We start from the raw sequence: 22,364 nt of genomic DNA, 5'->3' as shown, positions 1-22,364 counted from the left end.
AAAAATAACCCCGAACGCGTGTCGGGGTTTCATTACGATAAGCATACCGGAATCAATGAACGCCCATGCGCCAGGCAAAATAGATCTCTTCTTTAAGTTCAGTCGAAGAAAGCGTCAATAAATCCGCGAACTCCAGCTCTAACTGTTTCAGTCTTTTCAGGTACTGAGCTGGTGAAAGATCGGTTTTATCACGACGTAAAAACTCTATTGCCAGTTGGGCCGGGTCTAATTGGGTAGACATATCATCCTCGCTTGTGTTCAAAACCTGCACAGTATAACACCATTCCCTGTGCAGATAATGACCAAAAGCAATATGCATCACAAAATTGCTGTCGTCAGACGCGACGTACAGCACAATCGTCCCTGCTCATCGAAGATTTCGATTTGCCATACCTGATGACGGGAGCCGGTATGCACCGCGCGACATACCCCTCTGACGCGCCCTTCCCGCGCCGAGCGAATATGGTTGGCGTTGACCTCCAGGCCCACCACTTTCTGCTCACCCTGAGTACACAGGTAGCCAGCCACCGAACCAATGCTCTCAGCCAGCACTACGGACGCGCCGCCGTGCAGCAAACCAAAAGGTTGTTTAGTACGGTGGTCTACCGGCATTGTGGCTTCCAGCGTGTCATCGCCAATGTGCACAAAACGAATATCGAGCAGCCCAACCATATTTCCTTCACCCATGGCGTTGAGCGCTTCGAGTGTGACTTCACGTTTCCAGATCATCCTATAATCTCCAGCAGTGCCTGTAATGGATGGCGAACGCCCGTGCCTTCAACGCGTTTAACCTGACTGCGACAGGAGTATCCGGTAGCCAGACAACGGTTACGCGGCAATCGTTGCATTGCCTGGTGCCATGATAGCTCATAGATCCCCAGTGAGTTCTGATGATTCTTCACTTCGTGGCCATAGGTGCCCGCCATACCACAGCACCCTACGCTGATGTTCTCCAGCTTTGCACCAAAGCGGGCAAAAATAGCCGCCCACTGAGCAGGCGCGCCCGGCAGGGCCGTCACTTCGGTACAGTGTCCAAAGAAGTACCACGGTTCACCGCCCACAGCGACTGGCGGCTGTGACTCTACAACTGTCGATAACCATTCGTTGGCGAGTAACACATGGAAATCGCCCCGCTGTTCCCCGAGCGCCAGTTTGTATTCATCGCGATAGCAAAGCACCAGAGCCGGATCGACACCCACCATCGGAATATTCAGCTTCGCCACCCGATTGAGAAACTCAGATGTTTTCTTTGCGGTTTTAGCAAAACGGTTTAAAAAGCCCTTAATATGCTGGGCCTTGCCGTTTGGCGAAAACGGCAACAGTACCGGCTGCAAACCCAGCTTTTCAACCAGACGTATAAAATCAGCCACCACCTGTGCATCGTAATAGCTGGTGAACGGATCCTGCACCACCAGCACCGTACGGGCTTTTTGCTCAAGGCTGAGTAATTCGAGCTGTTCCAGCGTCATATTAGCGGAACGATGGCCAACTAACTGACGTTGAAGCGACGGCGCAGACAGCAGCGGTAAGTCGACCATGCCGATGTGCTTTTTAGCCAGATTACGCACCAGCGGCTGGTTGATGAAGAAGTTAAACGTGTTGGGCGCCCGCGCCATTAACGGCGCATAACTCTCAACGGTCGCCACCATGTGATCGCGCAACGGCCGCAGATAACGCGTGTGATACAACTGCAGGAAGCGTGAGCGGAACTCCGGCACATCGATTTTAATCGGGCACTGTGTGGAACAGGCTTTACACGCCAGACAACCCGACATTGCCTCTTTCACTTCGTGCGAGAAATCGTATTCGCCTTTGCGCGCATGCCAGCTATTGCGGGTACGGGCAATCAGCGTACGTAAACTGGCACGTTTTTCCGGTAGCTCTTTTTCCAGCTGTAGCGGGTCAATCCCGCGATCTGCCAACAGACGCAGCCATTCACGCACCAGCGTAGCTCGCCCTTTCGGTGAATGGATGCGGTTGAGGCTGATTTTCATCGACGGACACATCGGGCTTTTCGCATCAAAGTTAAAGCATAACCCATTGCCGTTACACTCCATCGCCCCACGCCACTCCTGGCGTACGGCCAGCGGGATCTGACGGTCATACGTTCCGCGCTTCACCGCGTCCACTTTCATCATCGGCGCATCAACATCCTCCGGTGGACAGATTTTGCCCGGATTGAGCCGGTTTTGCGGATCAAACACCGATTTCACTTTACGCAGTTCTCGATACAGTTCCTCACCGAAGAACGCCGGGCTATATTCTGCACGAAAACCTTTCCCGTGCTCGCCCCACAGCAGACCGCCATATTTTGCCGTCAGCGCGACAACATCGTCAGAAATGCGTTTCATCAGCACTTCCTGCTGCGGGTCGCACATATCCAGCGCCGGTCTGACGTGCAGCACGCCTGCATCCACGTGACCAAACATGCCGTAACTCAGGCCGTGGCTATCGAGCAGCGCACGGAACTCGGCAATATAGTCAGCCAGATGTTCCGGCGGAACGCAGGTATCTTCAGCAAACGGAATCGGCTTCGCGGCCCCTTTCGCATTCCCCAGCAGACCGACGGCTTTTTTACGCATCGCGTAAATGCGCTCGACGCCTGCCAGCTCGGTACATAGCTGCCAGCCTATAACACCCGCTTCCTGACGCGCGATTAAGCCATCCAGCCGTTCGCACAGTGCGCTGACCTGCGAATCAATCAATGCTTCATCGTCACCGGCAAACTCCACAATATTCAGACCCAGCATCTCTTTATCCGCCACATCGGTAATCAATTCACTTACCGAGTGCCAGACAATATCTTCCCGTGCCAGGTTAAGCACTTTGGAGTCGACGGTTTCTACCGACAGCGCGCGCGCTTCCACCATCACCGGGGCATTACGCAATGCCGAGTCGAAAGAGTCGTACTTAACGTTAACCAGTTGTCTGACTTTGGGTAGCGGCGTGATATCCAGACGGGCTTCGGTGATAAACGCCAGCGTACCTTCAGAGCCAGTAAGAATGCGGGTTAAATCAAATTCGGTCATCTCATCGTTAAAGACGTGCCGCAGATCGTAACCGGTCAGGAAGCGATTAAGTTTCGGGAATTTATCAATGATCAGCTGTCGGTTGTCGCGGCAACGCTCATAAACCGTCTTGTAGATGCGGCCAATAGTGGTGTTGCTATTACCCAGCGTTTGGGCAAGTTCGACCGGCATTGGCTGGGTATCAAGAATATCGCCGCCCATCAGCACCGCGCGGATACCCAGCACGTGATCGGAGGTTTTACCGTAAACCAACGAGCCTTGTCCGGATGCGTCGGTATTGATCATCCCCCCCAGAGTTGCCCGGTTACTGGTGGATAACTCGGGGGCAAAGAAATAGCCGTAAGGCTTCAGAAACTGGTTGAGCTGGTCTTTTATCACCCCGGCTTCAACCCGCACCCAACCTTCCTGCACATTGATTTCAATGATGCGGCTCATATAGCGGGACATATCAACAATAATGCCCTGATTCAGCGCCTGACCGTTGGTCCCGGTGCCGCCGCCGCGTGGGGTAAAAATCAACGAAGAGAAAAGAGGTTCCGCCGCCAGACGAGCGATGAGCGCCACATCTGCGGTTGAACGAGGGAATACGACAGCATCAGGAAGCAGCTGATAAATACTGTTATCCGTCGACATTGTCAGACGATCGGCATAGCTCGTTGCCGTATCACCCGTAAATCCTTGCTGCTCCAGTGCCTGCAAAAAATTGAGCACCAGTTGAACGACACCTGGCGCCTGAGAAATTTGTGGAATCATTATAGTGACCCTTTCCTGCGGTCTGTGTTGTGAATTTAATCGTTTGCGTGTTGCTTTGTTTGTTGTATCACATTTTTTTCTAATACGCTCAGCAGATTTACAGGCAGAATCCGCCTGTTAAAAACCGCTGAAATTGCTCATCATTACAGGGTGTCATTTAAGTGTTCACGTCGCGTCAACGTTCTGGCGCAAAGACAAAGGTGAAAAGTATTTATGGTAAATTTCCGCCAGCCCAAGGATATTGCACAAGTGCTGCTATCGGCGCTGTTTTTAGCCGTCATGATTGTGGCCTGTCTTTGGATTGTTCAGCCCTTTATCCTCGGTTTTGCATGGGCGGGGACGGTGGTCATTGCGACCTGGCCGATCCTGCTACGCTTACAAAAATTGCTCTGGGGCCGTCGCTCGCTGGCTGTGCTGGTGATGACCCTGCTGCTGGTGCTGTTGTTCATCATTCCTATCGCGCTACTGGTCAATAGCATTGTTGATGGCAGCGGGCCATTGATCCATGCCGTAACCGCAGGCGATATGACCCTGCCGGATCTGGCGTGGCTGAACAGTATTCCGTTGGTCGGCGCAAAATTGTATGCCGCGTGGCACAGTCTGCTGGATATGGGCGGCGCGGCCATCATGGCCAAGGTTCGTCCTTATATCGGCACGACGACGACCTGGTTTGTTGGCCAGGCTGCACATCTTGGCCGCTTTATGATGCACTGTGGTCTGATGCTGCTGTTCAGCGCCCTGCTGTACTGGCGCGGTGAACAGGTGGCGTTAGGTATTCGCCACTTCGCTTGTCGCCTGGCATCCAAACGTGGCGATGCCGCCATTCTGCTGGCAGCACAAGCCATTCGCGCCGTCGCATTAGGCGTTGTGGTCACCGCGCTGGTGCAGGCAGTGCTCGGTGGCATTGGTCTGGCGGTAACCGGCGTGCCGTACGCCACGTTGCTGGCGGTATTGATGATCCTGTCTTGTCTGGTGCAACTGGGGCCATTGCCGGTGCTGGTCCCGGCCATTATCTGGCTGTACTGGACGGGCGATTCAACCTGGGGCACGGTGCTGCTGGTGTGGAGCGGCGTGGTCGGAACGCTGGATAACGTTATTCGCCCGATGCTGATTCGCATGGGGGCCGATTTGCCGCTGATCCTGATTCTCTCAGGGGTCATCGGCGGACTGATTGCCTTCGGCATGATTGGTCTGTTTATCGGCCCGGTGGTACTGGCCGTGTCCTGGCGTCTGTTCTCCGCCTGGGTAAACGAAGCCCCTGCGCCAGGTAGCGATCCCGACGAAATCCTCGAAGAAATTGCTGAAATCGAACGCAATAAGTAATCCCACGTCAGGCGGCACCGCCGCCTGATTGTTTAACATTGCTAATCAATTCCGCCCGCTTACTGAATAAGACCCAACGTTATCCTTCTTTAAATACTCATTTGCTTCGCAAATTATTTACAGTTTTTAAACTATTGAGATGAATCTGATCGACGTAAAAAATCAGTATGCCTACTATTAGCCCATGGCTTTAGATCAACACATTGATTTATAAGCATGGAAATCCCCTGAGTGAAACAACGAATTGCTGTGTGTAGTCTTTGCCCATCTCCCACGATGGGCTTTTTTTTGTCCTTCGCGCGCCTCGCCACCAGCCTTACCGCACCACAGCTCCCCTCTTCCCCGTTGATAAACAAATAATATTGCACAAGATACTGTGACTCTCTTCAAGCCGAAATATCCACAGCAATGTTATTACTATTCCACCGTCTTTTATGAGGTGATCAAATAATGAACGCATTAGAACTCCAGGCTATCCGCCATATTTTTGCTATGACGGTAGAAGAAAGCGCTATGTATATCTCGCGGGATCACAATGTTGCCGCCTGGCAACAATGGGAGAATGGCGAAAGGGAAATCCCGGAAGACATCACGCGCATTTGTGCAGAAATGAAAGCCAGACGAAAGTTAAGAATTAACGCCATTATCGAAAAAATAAATAACCGTATCGGTAATAACACCATGCGTTTCTTTCCCGATCTGATCTCTTTTCAGGCGGTTTATCAGCACGATGATTTTCTCGACTGGAAAATCTATCAATCGGCCGCTGTTGAACTGTATGCCCACGATCTTGAGCGTTTGTGTTAAGAGACCGCAGCGCCACACTCATTTAGCCTTTTCGCTGAGTAACATATTATGAAAAACACCTATTTCTCCACTGCGATAGGGCTGTACTTTAATTACCTGGTACACGGCATGGGGGTCATTCTGATGAGCCTCAATATGTCTTCACTGGAACAACAGTGGCACACCGATGCCGCAGGGGTCTCAATTGTTATTTCCTCACTCGGCATTGGCCGTTTAAGCGTGTTATTGGTGGCGGGCATGCTTTCCGATCGCTATGGCCGCAGACCGTTTATTATTTTCGGCATGGTCTGCTACCTGCTGTTCTTTGTAGGCATCATCAATACTCACAGCATTTATATTGCCTATGCTTTTGGATTTTTAGCCGGAATGGCAAACAGTTTTCTTGACGCCGGAACCTACCCCAGCCTGATGGAGGCGTTTCCCCGCTCTCCCGGCACGGCTAATATCTTAATTAAAGCGTTTGTTTCCATCGGTCAGTTTCTGCTGCCGATGATTATCAGTCTGCTGGTGTGGGCAGAACTTTGGTTTGGCTGGTCCTTCCTTGTGGCGGCCGCGGTAATGCTAATCAATGGCATATTTTTGTTTCGCTGTCGATTCCCGGCCCATCCTGGGCATCAAGCCCCCCTCAAGGCATTACCCGTTGAACAGAAAAGCATACAATCTGAACATCGTTGTTCTCTTCTCGATCTCACCAGTTACACTCTGTACGGCTACATCGCCATGGCGACATTTTATCTGATAAGCCAGTGGTTGGCACAGTACGGACAGTTTGTCGCCGGGATGTCCTACACCTTATCGATCAAGCTGTTAAGCATTTACACCTGCGGTTCTCTACTGTGTGTGTTGATCACCGCGCCACTGGCACGAAAGACGGGGCGCGCAACCTCTCTGTTAATGCTGTACACCTTTATCTCATTTATCGCATTGCTGATGGTCTGCCTGCATCCGTCGATCTACATGGTGATCGTCTTCGCGTTTGTCATCGGTTTCTCTTCAGCCGGAGGCGTTGTACAAATCGGTTTAACGCTGATGGCCGCACGCTTTCCCGATGCGAAGGGCAAAGCTACCGGGATTTACTACAGCGCGGGCAGCATTGCGACCTTCACCATCCCACTGATAACGGCAAGACTCTCGCAGACCAGCATTGCTCACATCATGTGGTTTGATACCGGCATAGCCGCGGTAGGCTTCCTGTTAGCATTGTTTATTGGCTATCGCAGCCGTATCGCGACAAAGCAGCAACTAAACATGGCGACGGTCGTAAAATAACGCGGATGCAATATTGTTCTCCCCCGCTGCAAAATAATTGGTCGCGGTTTTAAAACTTCAGCAAAATGTTGGTTGAAAGAATTAAGTTTCACAGTTGAGCATGCAACATACCTGGTAACTTAAACGCCATGCTATGTAGGCACAATATCAGCACCCCGGTATATTAATCACAAGGTCCCCGCAATTTAAACAAAATCGACGAGCACAGAACAATTTTAAAATCCGCAAGGAGTTGTGAACATGTCTCAAAATAAGACCTTTAATACGCCATTTCTTTTGGCGATAATCTGTATTTATTTAAGTTATTTTTTACACGGCATTAGTGTCATTACACTGGCGCAAAATATGAGCTCTCTCGCAGAAAAATTCTCCACTGACAATGCTGGGATAGCCTATTTAATTTCCGGAATTGGTCTTGGCCGCCTGGTGAGTATTTTATTCTTTGGTGTGCTCTCAGATAAATTTGGTAGACGGGCTATCATTCTGTTAGGGGCAATTCTGTACATGCTGTTTTTCTTCGGCATTCCCGCCAGCCCGAATCTGATGATTGCCTTTATTCTCGCTGTTTGTGTCGGCGTCGCTAACTCGGCCCTGGATACAGGTGGCTATCCGGCTTTGATGGAATGCTTCCCTAAGGCGTCTGGGTCAGCGGTTATCCTGGTTAAAGCGATGGTCTCATTCGGGCAGATGATCTACCCCATCGTCGTCAGCACCATGCTGCTCAACCATATCTGGTATGGCTATGCGGTCATTATCCCGGGGGTACTGTTCGTCGTCATAACGTTGATGCTGCTCAAAAGCCGTTTCCCCAGCCAGATGGTGGATGCGGGCATTGCAAAAGAGCTACCGCAGATGAACAGTAAACCGCTGGTCTGGCTGGAAGGCGTAGCCTCCGTTATGTTTGGGGTGGCCGCATTCTCGACCTTTTACGTCATCGTAGTCTGGATGCCGAAATACGCGATGGCATTTGCCGGCATGGCAGAAGCCGACGCGCTGAAAACCATCTCTTACTACAGTATGGGTTCGCTGGTCTGCGTGTTTATTTTTGCTGCACTGCTCAAGAAAATGGTTCGACCCATTTGGGCGAATGTGTTTAACGCCGGGCTGGCAACCCTCACCGCAGCGGTTATCTATTTATATCCATCCCCATTGGTGTGTAACGCCGGTTCATTTCTTATCGGGTTTTCTGCCGCAGGCGGTATTTTACAGCTCGGCGTTTCGGTGATGTCAGAGTTTTTCCCCAGGAGCAAAGCCAAGGTCACCAGTATTTATATGATGATGGGGGGCGTAGCCAACTTTATTATCCCATTAATCACCGGATACCTTTCAAACATTGGCCTGCAGTACATCATTTTGCTGGACCTCGCATTTGCTTTGCTGGCCTTCATCACCGCCATCATCGTCTTTATTCGTTACTACCGCGTATTTGATATTCCCAAAAATGATGTGCGGTTGGGCGAACGTTATTTTCAATAAATTGCTTAGAAGGAGTATCAAATGGACGTAACTGCAAAATATGAACTGATTGGTCTGATGGCCTACCCTATCAGACACAGCTTGTCGCCTGAAATGCAAAATAAGGCATTAGAAAAAGCGGGATTACCTTTTACCTACATGGCATTTGAAGTCGATAACTCCACGTTTGCTAATGCGATTGCCGGGCTGAAGGCCTTAAAAATGCGCGGTACCGGAGTCTCAATGCCCAACAAGCAGCTGGCATGTGAATATGTTGATGAATTAACGCCTGCAGCCAAACTGGTCGGCGCGATTAATACTATCGTCAATGATGATGGTTACCTGCGCGGCTACAATACTGATGGCACGGGGCATATTCGCGCCATCAAGGAAAGCGGTTTCGATATCAGGGGTAAAACCATGGTACTGTTGGGCGCAGGCGGCGCGTCAACGGCCATTGGCGCCCAGGCGGCGATTGAAGGCATCAAAGAAATCAAACTCTTTAACCGTCAAGATGAGTTCTTTGCCAAAGCGCAGGAATTCGCCAAACGTGTTAATGAAAATACCGACTGCGTGGTCACCGTTATCGATCTCGACGATCGACAGGCTTTTGCGGACGCACTGGCCAGCGCGGATATTCTGACCAACGGTACGAAAGTGGGAATGAAGCCGCTGGAGAACGAATCTCTGGTGACCGACGTTTCCCTGCTACGCCCGGACCTGCTGGTGACTGAATGCGTCTACAACCCGCATATGACCAAATTATTGCAACAGGCACAACTTGCCGGTTGCAAAACGATTGATGGTTACGGCATGTTGTTATGGCAAGGGGCTGAACAGTTCAAACTCTGGACCGGGAAAGATTTCCCTCTTGAGTATGTGAAACAGGTTATGGGTTTTGCAGCCTGATGGGCAAGCATTTGTAAAATATTTAAAGGGTAATCGATGAAAACCGTAACCGTAAAAAACCTCGTCATTGGCGAGGGTGCGCCGAAGATCATTGTCTCACTGATGGGTAAAGACATCGCAACGGTAAAAAGCGAAGCGCTGGCCTATCGCGAGGCGGATTTCGACATTCTGGAATGGCGCGTTGACCATTTCACCGAGGTGTCCTCCGTTGATGCCGTACTGGAAGCTGCACGCGCCATCCGCGATGTGATGGCTGACAAACCGCTGCTGTTCACCTTCCGTAGTGCCAAAGAAGGTGGTGAACAGGCGCTGGCTGTCGAAAACTATATTGCGCTAAACCGTGCGGCGGTAGATAGCGGTCTGGTCGATATGATTGACCTGGAGCTTTTCACCGGAGACGAACTGATTAAAGCCACCGTCGAATATGCACATGCAAAAAATGTCGCCGTCATTATGTCGAATCATGATTTCCATAAGACGCCAGCGGCACAAGAGATTGTCCTGCGCCTGCGTAAAATGCAGGAGCTTGGCGCTGATATCCCGAAAATCGCCCTGATGCCGCAAAACAAAACGGATGTATTGACCCTGCTTGGCGCCACGCTGGAAATGCAGGAACGCTATGCCGATCGCCCGATCATTACCATGTCGATGGCCAAAACAGGGGTGATTTCACGTCTGTCCGGTGAGGTTTTTGGTTCAGCGGCAACCTTTGGCGCGGTGCAAAAAGCCTCTGCCCCAGGGCAAATTTCGGTCACCGACCTACGTACCGTTTTGACCATATTGCATCAGGCGTAATAGTACCGTTTATCCATATTAATATCAGTAATGCCCTGCCCCAGATATTCGCTTAATCACGAATATCGGGCAGATGGCCGGACATTATTAAATAACTCACATTATTATTGTCGAATATAGCGACAGGTAGTCGCACGCATATAATCTGGAGTTCACATGAAATTATCAAGACCAAAACGCATTGATGGTCGGGTCCCCGTATTATCCGCAGTGGATGCCATTAATTATATTCCTGATGAGGCAACGCTCTGTGTATTAGGCGCAGGCGGCGGTATTCTCGAAGCAACAACATTAATTAACGCGCTGGCTGAAAAATATAAAAACTCACACTCTCCCCGAAACTTATCATTGATTAGCCCAACGGGATTAGGTGACCGTGCTGACCGTGGAATTAGCCCGTTAGCACAAGAAGGTTTAGTCAAATGGGCATTATGCGGCCACTGGGGACAATCACCACGAATTTCCGACCTCGCTGAGCAGAATAAAATTGCCGCCTATAACTATCCTCAGGGCGTATTAACCCAGACCCTGCGAGCATCGGCAGCCCACCAGCCGGGTATTCTGAGTGAGATCGGTATCGGAACATTTGTCGATCCCCGCCAACAGGGCGGAAAGCTGAATGAAGTGACCACCGAAGATCTGATCAAGCTGGTGGAAATTGATAACAAAGAGTACCTCTATTACAAAGCCATTGCGCCAAACATCGCCTTTATTCGCGCCACCACCTGCGACAGCGAAGGTTACGCCACGTTTGAAGATGAAGTTATGTATCTCGACGCGCTGGTGATTGCTCAGGCCGTTCACAACAACGGCGGTATCGTCATGATGCAGGTGCAAAAAATGGTGAAGAAAGCCACACTGCACCCAAAAGCCGTGCGTATTCCGGGCTATCTGGTCGATATTGTGGTCATCGATCCCGATCAAACTCAATTGTACGGCGGTGCGCCGGTTAACCGCTTTATCTCGGGTGATTTTGTCCTTGATGACAGCCAGCAGACTGCCCTGCCGCTCAATCAGCGTAAACTGGTGGCTCGACGCGCCCTGTTCGAAATGCGTAAAGGCGCGGTCGGCAACGTTGGCGTGGGTATCGCCGATGGTATTGGTCTCGTTGCACGCGAAGAAGGCTGCGCTGACGACTTTATTCTGACGGTCGAGACCGGCCCGATTGGCGGAATTACCTCCCAGGGCATCGCTTTTGGCGCCAACGTCAACACCCGCGCGATTCTGGATATGACCTCCCAGTTTGACTTCTACCACGGCGGTGGGCTGGATGTATGCTATTTAAGCTTCGCCGAAGTGGATCGCCACGGCAACGTCGGCGTACATAAATTCAATGGCAAAATTATGGGGACCGGCGGTTTTATCGATATTAGCGCCACCTCGAAGAAAATAATATTTTGCGGCACCTTAACTGCCGGAAGCCTGAAAACGGAAGTTGCCAATGGCAAATTAAATATCGTGCAGGAAGGCCGGGTGAAAAAATTCGTCAACGAATTACCTGAAGTCACTTTCAGCGGAAAAATTGCACTCGAGCGCGGACTGGATGTGCGTTACATCACCGAGCGTGCTGTATTTACGTTAAAAGAAGATGGCCTTCATTTAGTCGAAATTGCGCCAGGAGTCTCTTTACAGGAAGACATTCTGGACAAAATGGATTTCCCTCCGGTTATTTCTCCGGAACTGAAACTGATGGACGAAAGATTATTTATCGATGCTTCGATGGGTTTTATATTGCCCGATGCCGCCAATTAAAAGGAGTACCCTGATGGATTTTTCATTAACTGAAGAACAAGAGCTGCTGCTTGCCAGCATTCGCGAACTGATTACCAGCAATTTCCCGGAGGAATATTTCCGTACCTGCGATCAGACGGCGACCTATCCGAAAGAGTTTATGCGCGCCCTTGCGGACAACGGTATTTCAATGCTGGGCGTTCCGGAAGAATTCGGCGGCATCCCGGCAGATTACGTCACGCAGATGCTGGCACTGATGGAAGTTTCCAAATGCGGCGCACCCGCTTTTTTAATCACGAACGGTCAGTGCATTCACAGTATGCGTCGTTTTGGCTCCGCCGAGCAGTTACGTAAAACGGCAGAAAGCACCATGGAAACGGGCGATCCGGCTTATGCGCTGGCATTAACCGAACCGGGAGCAGGTTCAGACAATAACAGCGCCACCACCAGCTACACCCGCAAAAACGGCAAGGTATATCTCAACGGGCAAAAAACCTTTATCACCGGCGCTAAAGAGTATCCTTATATGCTGGTACTGGCTCGCGATCCGGAGCCGAAAGATCCGAAGAAAGCCTTTACGCTGTGGTGGGTGGATTCGAAGAAACCCGGCATTAAGGTTAATCCGCTGCATAAAATCGGCTGGCACATGCTCAGCACCTGCGAAGTCTATCTTGATGATGTTGAAGTAGACGAAAGCGATATGGTCGGCGAAGAAGGCATGGGCTTCCTCAACGTCATGTACAACTTTGAGATGGAACGGTTGATCAACGCCGCGCGTAGTACCGGTTTCGCCGAGTGCGCCTTCGAAGATGCCGCCCGTTACGCTAACCAGCGCATCGCATTTGGTAAACCGATTGGCCATAACCAGATGATCCAGGAAAAACTGGCGCTGATGGCGATTAAAATTGAAAACATGCGCAATATGGTGTTGAAAGTGGCCTGGCAGGCCGATCAGGAACAGTCGCTGCGGACCAGCGCGGCGTTGGCAAAACTGTATTGCGCCCGCACGGCAATGGAAGTGATTGATGACGCCATTCAGATCATGGGCGGGCTGGGTTACACCGATGAAGCGCGCGTTTCCCGATTCTGGCGCGATGTTCGCTGCGAGCGCATTGGCGGCGGCACCGACGAAATTATGATTTACGTCGCCGGACGCCAAATCCTGAAAGATTATCAGAATAAGTAAGCGGTAATTCGTGCCGGATAGCGCACAAGCGTTTTCCGGCACGAGCCAGGATAATCAGACCTCTGGCATTAAGCATTCCTGCTCAACCAGATTATTTTTAAACTGCTTGCGATAATCACTGGGGGTACAACCCACATGCCGCTGAAAGAGTTTGGCAAAGTGATCGACATTTTCATACCCTACCCGCCAGGAGATTTCCGCTAACGAAGCTTCCGTATTCGTCAGGGCAAATTTCGCCTCGGTCATTCGTCGCTGAATCACATAATTGATCGGCGAAATTCGATACTCCTTAGTAAATTCATGGCAGATATAACTCACGCTGGCCCGGAATTTTTTGGATAACTGATCGAGAGTAATTTTTTCACGGAAGTTATTATTTAAATAAACCAGCACATCTTTAATTAAGACATCTTTTTTAATATAACCTTGCTCAGAACGATAGGCATTTTTAAAGTTTTCGTAAAATAAAACGGTTAAAGCATAAGCAAAAGCATCGTAGGCTGAAGATGTCAGGTTATTTTTGCTCTGGGGGAGCATAACCCCCAACTCATTAAAGATACTCTTAATAACTTCCTTCCCCTGAGTAACGCTGATCACCGGACACGAGTGCATCTGCAATAGCTGATTATCCTGCCAGCCGTTGAAACGAAAACCGTAGAGCGCGCAGGTGTAAGTCGTTGCAGGCGCGCTACTATCCGAAGCAACCGCATGGAGTCGCCCTTGCTCTATCACCACGATATCCCCGGCATGCGCGACATACAGCGACGAATCGATAATTAATCTTGCGACCCCTTTTTTGACATAAATAAGCTCTGTTTCATTATCGTGAACGTGATGACCCGACTCCCAGTTAGGGTCATCACTGATGACGAATCGCGAGAATCTCGGGGTTTTTCCCTGTTCAAAAAGGGTCTCCACGGCATTATCAAAGCAGCGTTGATACATGACAACCTCCACCTAAAGGCAGCAATTTTGGGATTATTAATATCAGAAAATAAAAATGATAATGACGTTATACAACGTTATTCCTTCCCGGCGAAACAAAATTATTTGCGCCGTCTGCAAGATGACACCTTTTGCTTTGGTACATTGCTGCAATTGATTATTTGCGTTTAATAATAATCAAAAAGAATAAATGTTATTAAGTCTGCATTAATAATTTACATATAAGAAACAAATTCAGCGCAGAGGCGATTAAAAACATGACGCATTTCGCAATTATTTTCACTGTCTTTGTGTTCCCGTTTTTTCCTCTGGTACGCACCGTCTGATTATTGCTGATAAACCAGGCATTCCCGGGACGTTTTTTTTGCAAGATTGTTGGCAATGAAAACAGATTTCCCCGTCGAAAACAGCCCTCCCTCTGTCGCACACTATTTTCAGTCAATTTTCCCTACTGTCGATAATGACGCACCACGTCATCATCCACACGAGAATCACTGGAGATGCCATGAAAATAATAACCTGCTTTAAGTTGGTGCCTGAAGAACAGGACATTGTTGTTACCCCACAGCGCTCGCTTAACTTTGACCGGGCCGATGCCAAAATCAGCCAGTTTGACTTAAATGCGATAGAGGCCGCAGCGCAACTTAGCGCGGAGGGTGATGAAATCGTCGCCTTAACGGTGGGCGGGTCGCTACTACAAAACTCCAAAGTGCGTAAAGACGTGCTGTCCCGCGGGCCGGACAGTTTGTATATGGTGCAGGATCCACAACTGGAGCATTCATTACCCCGGGATACCGCTCAGGCGCTGGCCTGTGCGGCCAACAATATGGATTTCGACCTGATGCTGTTCGGTGAAGGATCGGGGGATATCTACGCGCAGCAGGTCGGCTTACTGGTTGGGGAACTATTACAGCTCCCGGTGATTAATGCCGTCAGCAGCATCCAACGTAATGGCGACCGCCTTGTGGTTGAGCGCACGCTTGAAGATGAAGTCGAAGTAATTGATCTGCCGCTCCCCGCCGTACTGTGCGTGACGTCGGATATCAACACACCGCGTATTCCCTCGATGAAGGCGATTCTGGGCGCGGGTAAAAAACCGGTCACCCCGTGGCAAGCCAGCGATATTGGTTGGATACCTGCATCACCGTTAGCGGAACTGGTGAGCCTTACCGTGCCGCCGCAAACAGAACGTCAGCACATCATTCTGGAAAATGACTCAGCAGAAGCCATTGCCGAACTGGCTGAACACCTGAAAAAAGCCCTGAACTAAGCCCTACGGAGAGAAATCATCATGAGTAAATTAGCCAACGTTTGGGTGTTCAGCGATAACGTAGAACGCTATGCAGAATTAATGGCCGGCGCTCGCCTGTGGGGTGAGCAGGTACACCTTATCGTACAAGGCAGCGACCAGGCCAATCAGTTGCAAGCCCTGGGCGCCGATAAGATAGTCGTGCTCGACGCAACCTCCGGTTTACAGCGTGTTGAAAATTACGCTGAGACCATCGCCGCCCTGATGCAGGAACACGCCGGGCTGCTGCTGATGTCCGCGACTAAACGAGCCAAATCCCTTGGCGCACGCTTAAGCATTCAGCTCAACGCAGCGATGGTGAACGACGCCACATCGGTAACGCTGGATGCAGGCATTTTGTTCGCCGAACACCGCATGTATGGTGGTCTGGCATTTGGCAAAGAAAAAATCAAAAGTACGCTGGCGATTATCACGCTTGCTCCAGGCCAGCTTGAACCTGTCGCGGAAAACGCCTTACACAACTGCCCGGTTGTCTCAGCAACGTACATCGCACCGCACCATGAAGTGATGTGCCTGGAGCGTCGTGCCAAATCCGTGAGCAGCGTGGATCTCAGCAAAGCCAGGCGCGTGGTGGGTGTAGGTCGCGGCCTGGTGGCGCAAAACGATCTGGAAATGGTGCGCCAACTGGCATCGGTGCTGGGTGCTGAAGTGGGTTGTTCACGACCGATTGCCGAAGGCGAAAACTGGATGGAACGCGAACGCTACATTGGCGTTTCTGGCGTGTTATTGAAATCAGACCTGTATCTCACGCTGGGCATCTCAGGACAAATTCAGCATATGGTCGGCGGTAATGGCGCGAAAGTCATTGTCGCCATCAACAAAGATAAAAAAGCCCCTATTTTCAATTACGCCGATTACGGTCTGGTGGGCGACATCTACAAAGTGGTTCCGGCCCTTATCGACCATCTCAGCCGCTAATCCCGTTAACGCACATCTCCCGCTGCCCTCGCGGCGGGAAAGGAGCATAAAGCATGTCAGATGAAAAATTTGATGCCATTGTGGTCGGGGCTGGTGTAGCGGGTACAATGGCAGGTTACGTTATGGCCCGGGCCGGACTGGACGTACTGGTCATCGAGCGCGGCAACAGTGCGGGCAGTAAAAATATGACCGGCGGGAGACTCTACGCGCATAGCCTTGAGCGCATCATGCCCGGATTCGCGCAGGAAGCGCCTCTCGAACGTAAAGTCACCCGCGAAAAAATATCCTTCCTGACCGAAGAGAGCGCCGTTACCCTCGACTTCCATCGTGAAAAAGACAACGCGCCAGCGCAGGACTCTTATACCGTTTTGCGCAACCGGCTTGACCCATGGCTAATGGAAAAAGCGGAACAGGCTGGCGTGCAGTTCATCCCCGGCGTGCGCGTCGACGCGCTAATTCGCGAAGGCAATAAGGTCACCGGAGTGCAAGCCGGGGACGATATCCTTGAAGCCAATATTGTCATCCTAGCCGATGGCGTTAATTCTATGCTGGGACGGTCGCTGGGAATGGTTCCCCCCTCTTCTGCACAGCACTATGCCGTTGGCGTAAAAGAGCTGATCGGCTTACCGTCGGCGGTGATTGCGGATCGGTTCAATCTGTCAGGCAACGAAGGTGCAGCCTGGCTGTTCGCAGGCTCACCGTCTGATGGACTGATGGGAGGCGGATTTCTGTATACCAACCAGGATTCCATCTCTCTGGGCCTGGTGTGTGGTCTGGGGGATATTGCCCATGCCACGAAAAGCATTCCGCAAATGCTGGAAGACTTTAAGCGACACCCGACTATTCGTCCGCTGATTGCCGGCGGTGAACTGCTGGAGTATTCCGCACATATGGTACCGGAAGGCGGTCTGGCAATGGTTCCGAAGCTGGTTGATGACGGGGTAATGATCGTCGGCGATGCCGCTGGTTTCTGTCTGAATCTGGGTTATACCGTGCGCGGCATGGATTTGGCGATAGCTTCCGCAGAAGCCGCCGCCCAAACAGCCATTGCAGCAAAAGAACGCCAGGATTACTCGGCCAGTAGCCTGATGGATTACAAACGCGCCCTCGAACAAGGCTGTGTGATGCGTGATTTACAGCATTTTCGCAAGATCCCGGCGCTGATGGAAAACCCGCGCCTGTTCACCCAGTATCCCCGCATGGTGGCCGATATCATGAACGATATGTTTACCGTCGACGGAAGCCCAAATCAGCCCGTTCGCAAGATGATCATGTCCCATGCCAGGCAAATTGGGCTGATAAACTTACTGAAAGACGGCATCAAGGGGGCCACCGCACTATGAATCAGGACACTAACGTTAACGTCGACGTCAAACTGGGCGTCAATAAATTTAATGTTGATGAAGGCCACCCGCACATCATTCTGGCTGAACATCCCGACCTTAATGAATTTCGCAAGTTGCTGAAAGCCTGCCCCGCCGGACTGTATAAACAGGATGAGAGTGGAAATATTCATTTTGATTCCGCAGGCTGCCTGGAGTGCGGCACCTGCCGGGTGCTGTGCGGTGACACGATCCTCACACAATGGGAATACCCGCTCGGAACATTTGGCGTTGATTTCCGCTACGGCTAACGGATTTTGCATGTTGTACGCCGGATTGGCCCCGCCTGGCCATCCGGTCAGATGTATGCCGAAATAATCCTGGGAATAACTTCATGAGTATCACACTTACGTTTAACGCCGAACGTCGCCAGGTCTGGCGACAACTGGGTTTATGGGGAGATGCTTCGCTTGGCGATTACTGGCACCAAACCGCCAGAGCCATGCCGGATAAAATCGCCGTGGTTGATAATCATGGCGCTTCATATACCTACGCTGCACTCGACGATGCTGCCAGCAGTCTGGCAACCTGGTTTGTAGCCTGCGGGATCCAACCCGGCGATCGCATTGCCTTTCAGTTGCCTGGCTGGTGCGAGTTCACCATTATCTACCTGGCCTGCCTGAAAACCGGGGCCGTTTCCGTACCACTGCTGCCTGCCTGGCGCGAAGCGGAACTGGTGTGGGTACTGAACAAATGCAAAGCGAAGATTTTTTTCGCACCGACGTTGTTTAAACAGACCCGACCGGTTGATCTGATCCTCCCCTTGCAAAATCAATTGCCGCATCTGCAAAAGATTGTCGCCGTAGATAAACTGGCACCGGCCACCGCTTCGCTGGCGTTCAGCCAACTGCTTCTGGCTCCGCCATTAACCCAGGTTATTAACGTTCACGCCGATGAACTGGCTGCCGTGCTGTTTACCTCCGGGACCGAGGGAATGCCGAAAGGCGTAATGTTAACCCACAACAATATCCTTGCCAGCGAACGCGCCTACTGTGCCCGACTCAATCTCACCTGGCAGGATGTGTTTTTGATGCCCGCCCCACTGGGACACGCTACCGGTTTTTTGCATGGCGTTACCGCGCCGTTTTTAATCGGCGCACGCAGCGTATTGTTGGATATATTCACCCCAACCGCCTGTCTTGAACTGCTCGAGCAACAACGCTGTACCTGCGTGCTCGGTGCAACCCCCTTCGTCTACGACATGTTGTGTAGTCTGGAAAAACGGCCCTGTGCTCTCACATCACTACGTTTTTTCTTATGCGGTGGTACCACCATTCCGCAAAAGATTGCCCGTGACTGCCAACAGCGCGGCATTAAATTGTTAAGCATCTATGGTTCGACGGAGAGCTCGCCGCATGCGCTGGTCAATCTCGACGATTCACTTTCACGCATGATGAACACCGATGGATATGCCGCCGCAGGCGTGGAAATTAAAGTCGTCGATGAAGCGCGCAATACGTTGCCTGCAGGGATCGAAGGTGAAGAAGCCTCGCGTGGCCCCAATGTTTTTATGGGCTACCTCGATGAGCCTGAACTGACCGCCCGCGCGCTGGACAAAGATGGCTGGTATTACAGTGGCGACTTATGCCGCATGGACGAAGCGGGATACATCAAAATTACCGGGCGTAAAAAAGATATTATTGTGCGCGGTGGGGAAAACATCAGCAGCCGCGAAGTGGAGGATATTTTATTACAGCATCCGCGCATTCATGATGCCTGCGTTGTCGCGATGCCAGACGATCGGCTAGGTGAAAGGTCGTGCGCTTATGTGGTACTGAAACCGCCGCATCATTCGCTGTCGCTGGAATCAGTGGTGGCCTTTTTTAGCCGCAAACGGGTGGCAAAGTATAAATATCCGGAACACATCGTCATTGTCGACACGTTACCGCGCACGGCGTCCGGCAAGGTACAAAAATACCAGCTGCGTCAGGATATCATTCAGCGTTTAAGCGTGGAGAGTGTGGAAAGCGTTGAAGGGTAAAGTTCCGGATGGCGATGCTAACACCTCTAATCCGGCCTACGTTGCATACTAACCGTAGGCCGGATAAGGCATTTACGCCACCATCCGGCATGATGTTACTTCTTCAGTTCAGCCAGGCTCAGCCAGGTCTGCACGACGGTGTCCGGGTTCAGCGACAGACTATCGATCCCCTCTTCCATCAGCCAGGCGGCGAAGTCTTCGTGATCGGATGGACCCTGACCGCAAATACCCACGTATTTGCCCTGCTTCTTGGCTGCACGAATCGCCATCGACAGCAGCGCTTTCACAGCATCATTACGCTCGTCAAACAGTTCAGAAACCACACCAGAGTCACGGTCCAGTCCCAACGCCAGCTGCGTCATGTCGTTTGAACCGATGGAGAAACCGTCAAAGTACTCAAGGAACTGTTCGGCCAGCAAGGCGTTGGACGGGATCTCACACATCATGATGATCTTCAGTCCGTTCTCACCGCGTTTCAGCCCCTGACGCGCCAGCTCTTCCACTACCGCTTTCGCCTGGGCAACGGTACGTACAAACGGGACCATCACTTCTACGTTAGTCAGGCCCATATCGTTACGGACACGTTTCACTGCGTCACATTCCAGCGCGAAACAGTCGCGGAAGCTATCAGCAATGTAACGGCCCGCCCCGCGGAAGCCCAGCATCGGGTTCTCTTCATGCGGCTCATAACGCTCACCGCCGACGAGGTTGGCATATTCGTTGGACTTAAAGTCTGACATACGCACGATAACGCGTTTTGGATAGAACGCCGCACCCAGCGTGGCGATCCCTTCCGTCAGACGACCAACGTAGAATTCACGCGGGGAATCAAAACCTTTCATCATGCCGCGGATTTCGTTTTGCAGCTCAGGCGTCTGGTCATCGAACTCCAGCAACGCACGCGGGTGTACGCCAATCATGCGGTTGATGATAAATTCCAGACGCGCCAGGCCGACACCTTCGTTTGGCAGACAGGCGAAGTCGAAAGCCCGGTCCGGGTTACCCACGTTCATCATCACCTTCAACGGCAGATCCGGCATGGTTTCCACGCTGGAACTCTTCACGCTGAAGTCGAGCATCTCAGCATAAACATAACCGGTATCACCCTCGGCGCAGGAGACAGTGACTTTCTCACCGTCCTTCATACGCTCGGTGGCATCACCACAGCCAACCACGGCCGGGATCCCCAGTTCACGGGCAATGATCGCCGCGTGGCAGGTACGACCGCCACGGTTGGTGACAATCGCCGCCGCTTTCTTCATGATCGGTTCCCAGTCCGGGTCGGTCATGTCGGTAACCAGGACGTCGCCAGGTTCGATACGGTTCATTTCGCTGATGTCCTGAATGACTTTGACCGGACCCGCGCCAATGCGGTGACCGATAGCACGACCTTCAGCAATAATTTTACCCTGAGCATGCAGCGTATAACGCTCCATCACCTGGCCGCGCGAGCGCACGGTTTCCGGACGCGCCTGCACAATGAACAGCTTGCCGGTATGACCGTCTTTCGCCCATTCGATGTCCATCGGACGACCGTAGTGCTTCTCGATCTGTACCGCCTGCTTCGCCAGCTCCTGCACTTCTTCGTTGGTCAGGGAGAAAATGTCGCGCTGCTCCTGCGGTACATCTTCAATCGTCACCTGCTTGCCGTGTTCCTGGGTTGGCGCGTAGACCATACGGATTTTTTTCGAACCCATTGTGCGACGGACGATCGCCGGACGGTTTGCCGCCAGAGTCGGTTTGTGCACGTAGAATTCATCCGGGTTAACGGCACCCTGCACAACCATCTCGCCCAGGCCCCATGCGGAAGTGATGAACACCACCTGATCGAAACCGGATTCGGTATCGATGGAGAACATTACGCCGGAAGACGCGAGGTCTGAGCGCACCATCCGCTGAACGCCAGCAGAGAGCGCCACGCCACGATGGTCATAACCCTGGTGAACGCGATAAGAGATTGCACGGTCGTTAAACAGCGAGGCAAAGACGTGTTTGATAGCAACCAGTACGGCATCAAATCCCTGGACGTTGAGGAAGGTTTCCTGCTGACCGGCAAATGACGCATCTGGCATATCTTCTGCGGTGGCGGAAGAGCGCACGGCAAAAGAGGCATGGGCATCGTCTGCTGACAGCTGCGCGTAGGCATCGCGGACGGCATTTTCCAGCTCCGGCTGGAAAGGAGTGTCGATAATCCACTGGCGGATCTGTGCGCCGGCTTTCGCAAGCTCGGTGACATCGTCAATATCCGTTTTATCCAGCAGCTCATAAATGCGCTGGTTTACACCGCTCTGGTCCAGAAACTGGTTAAACGCATCGGCGGTCGTTGCAAAACCATTCGGTACGGAAACACCCATACCGGAAAGGTTAGTAATCATTTCACCCAGGGAGGCATTTTTGCCCCCAACTCTGTCTACATCATTCATGCCGAGTTGGTTATACCAAAGCACCAGCGGTGACGAGCCATTGTTGGACATCGAACAATCCTTATATATGAACGAGGTTAGGAAACTCAATTTTGCGTAATTATCTTTGCATATTTACTTCAGCGAAAAAAACGGTGAATCGTTCAAGC

Annotated in this window: 18 protein-coding genes and 1 other RNA gene; 14 read left to right on the top strand and 5 right to left on the bottom strand. The window is 51.5% G+C overall.

Annotated features, from left to right (window positions below):
* Positions 1 to 52 precede the first annotated feature (52 nt).
* The 3 genes from N0B36_RS06085 to N0B36_RS06075 form a co-directional block, all read right to left on the bottom strand.
* The gene (locus tag N0B36_RS06085; protein ID WP_029139522.1) at positions 53 to 241 is read right to left on the bottom strand and encodes a YdiH family protein; all 189 of its coding nucleotides are present in this window, start codon (positions 239 to 241) and stop codon (positions 53 to 55) included.
* Positions 242 to 318: 77 nt separating this feature from the next.
* Positions 319 to 729, bottom strand: coding sequence for a 1,4-dihydroxy-2-naphthoyl-CoA hydrolase (menI, locus tag N0B36_RS06080; protein WP_016152900.1), 411 nt, complete (start codon positions 727 to 729; stop codon positions 319 to 321).
* Positions 726 to 3,782, bottom strand: coding sequence for an FAD-binding and (Fe-S)-binding domain-containing protein (locus tag N0B36_RS06075; RefSeq protein WP_047358869.1), 3,057 nt, complete (start codon positions 3,780 to 3,782; stop codon positions 726 to 728). Before N0B36_RS06075 ends, menI begins: the two co-directional genes overlap by 4 nt.
* A gap of 213 nt (positions 3,783 to 3,995) precedes the next feature.
* Between N0B36_RS06075 and ydiK the strand changes: the two genes are divergently transcribed.
* From ydiK to N0B36_RS06030, 9 genes are all read left to right on the top strand, one after another.
* Entirely contained in the window at positions 3,996 to 5,105 is a 1,110-nt protein-coding gene (gene ydiK, locus N0B36_RS06070) for an AI-2E family transporter YdiK (protein ID WP_016156362.1), read from the top strand.
* Positions 5,106 to 5,289: 184 nt separating this feature from the next.
* An RNA gene (rprA, locus tag N0B36_RS06065) (antisense sRNA RprA) lies at positions 5,290 to 5,397 on the top strand.
* 158 nt (positions 5,398 to 5,555) lie between these two features.
* Positions 5,556 to 5,912 (top strand): YdiL family protein, encoded by a 357-nt coding sequence (locus N0B36_RS06060; RefSeq protein WP_016156361.1) that lies wholly within the window; start codon positions 5,556 to 5,558, stop codon positions 5,910 to 5,912.
* A gap of 48 nt (positions 5,913 to 5,960) precedes the next feature.
* Complete coding sequence (locus N0B36_RS06055) at positions 5,961 to 7,181, top strand: MFS transporter (RefSeq protein ID WP_200010919.1); 1,221 nt, start codon at positions 5,961 to 5,963, stop codon at positions 7,179 to 7,181.
* A gap of 240 nt (positions 7,182 to 7,421) precedes the next feature.
* The gene (locus tag N0B36_RS06050) at positions 7,422 to 8,657 is read left to right on the top strand and encodes an MFS transporter (protein WP_047417810.1); all 1,236 of its coding nucleotides are present in this window, start codon (positions 7,422 to 7,424) and stop codon (positions 8,655 to 8,657) included.
* A 21-nt stretch (positions 8,658 to 8,678) separates the two neighbouring features.
* Positions 8,679 to 9,545 carry a quinate/shikimate dehydrogenase gene (ydiB, locus tag N0B36_RS06045; protein WP_016156358.1) on the top strand — a complete coding sequence of 289 codons (867 nt, stop codon included), beginning with the start codon at positions 8,679 to 8,681 and terminating at the stop codon, positions 9,543 to 9,545.
* A gap of 36 nt (positions 9,546 to 9,581) precedes the next feature.
* On the top strand, positions 9,582 to 10,340 hold the full coding sequence (gene aroD / locus N0B36_RS06040) for a type I 3-dehydroquinate dehydratase (protein WP_259686191.1): 759 nt from the start codon (positions 9,582 to 9,584) through the stop codon (positions 10,338 to 10,340).
* A 156-nt stretch (positions 10,341 to 10,496) separates the two neighbouring features.
* Complete coding sequence (locus N0B36_RS06035) at positions 10,497 to 12,092, top strand: acyl CoA:acetate/3-ketoacid CoA transferase (protein WP_047358873.1); 1,596 nt, start codon at positions 10,497 to 10,499, stop codon at positions 12,090 to 12,092.
* Positions 12,093 to 12,105: 13 nt separating this feature from the next.
* Positions 12,106 to 13,257 carry an acyl-CoA dehydrogenase gene (locus tag N0B36_RS06030; protein ID WP_003836610.1) on the top strand — a complete coding sequence of 384 codons (1,152 nt, stop codon included), beginning with the start codon at positions 12,106 to 12,108 and terminating at the stop codon, positions 13,255 to 13,257.
* A 54-nt stretch (positions 13,258 to 13,311) separates the two neighbouring features.
* Here N0B36_RS06030 and N0B36_RS06025 read toward each other — a convergent pair whose 3' ends face one another.
* Entirely contained in the window at positions 13,312 to 14,202 is an 891-nt protein-coding gene (locus N0B36_RS06025; RefSeq protein WP_016152891.1) for an AraC family transcriptional regulator, read from the bottom strand.
* Between the two features lie 505 nt (positions 14,203 to 14,707).
* Between N0B36_RS06025 and N0B36_RS06020 the strand changes: the two genes are divergently transcribed.
* The 5 genes from N0B36_RS06020 to fadK all read left to right on the top strand — a co-directional run bounded on the left by N0B36_RS06020 (position 14,708) and on the right by fadK (position 19,792).
* Positions 14,708 to 15,472 (top strand): electron transfer flavoprotein, encoded by a 765-nt coding sequence (locus tag N0B36_RS06020; protein WP_047500317.1) that lies wholly within the window; start codon positions 14,708 to 14,710, stop codon positions 15,470 to 15,472.
* Between the two features lie 21 nt (positions 15,473 to 15,493).
* Positions 15,494 to 16,429 carry an electron transfer flavoprotein subunit alpha gene (locus N0B36_RS06015; protein ID WP_259686190.1) on the top strand — a complete coding sequence of 312 codons (936 nt, stop codon included), beginning with the start codon at positions 15,494 to 15,496 and terminating at the stop codon, positions 16,427 to 16,429.
* Between the two features lie 53 nt (positions 16,430 to 16,482).
* A complete protein-coding gene (locus N0B36_RS06010) occupies positions 16,483 to 17,772 on the top strand; it encodes an FAD-dependent oxidoreductase (protein ID WP_181220497.1) in 1,290 nt (429 codons plus the stop codon).
* The gene (locus N0B36_RS06005) at positions 17,769 to 18,062 is read left to right on the top strand and encodes a ferredoxin (protein WP_016152887.1); all 294 of its coding nucleotides are present in this window, start codon (positions 17,769 to 17,771) and stop codon (positions 18,060 to 18,062) included. Before N0B36_RS06010 ends, N0B36_RS06005 begins: the two co-directional genes overlap by 4 nt.
* Positions 18,063 to 18,145: 83 nt before the next feature.
* A complete protein-coding gene (fadK, locus tag N0B36_RS06000; protein ID WP_259686189.1) occupies positions 18,146 to 19,792 on the top strand; it encodes a medium-chain fatty-acid--CoA ligase in 1,647 nt (548 codons plus the stop codon).
* Positions 19,793 to 19,887: 95 nt separating this feature from the next.
* Here fadK and ppsA read toward each other — a convergent pair whose 3' ends face one another.
* Positions 19,888 to 22,266 (bottom strand): phosphoenolpyruvate synthase, encoded by a 2,379-nt coding sequence (gene ppsA, locus N0B36_RS05995; protein ID WP_019076667.1) that lies wholly within the window; start codon positions 22,264 to 22,266, stop codon positions 19,888 to 19,890.
* Positions 22,267 to 22,364 lie beyond the last annotated feature (98 nt).

The sequence above is a fragment of the Citrobacter sp. XY323 genome, from assembly GCF_025106035.1.
In the GTDB taxonomy this organism is placed as follows: domain Bacteria; phylum Pseudomonadota; class Gammaproteobacteria; order Enterobacterales; family Enterobacteriaceae; genus Citrobacter; species Citrobacter braakii.
Note: the sequence above shows the minus strand (reverse complement) of the source record. Positions and strands in the feature narration are given on the sequence as shown.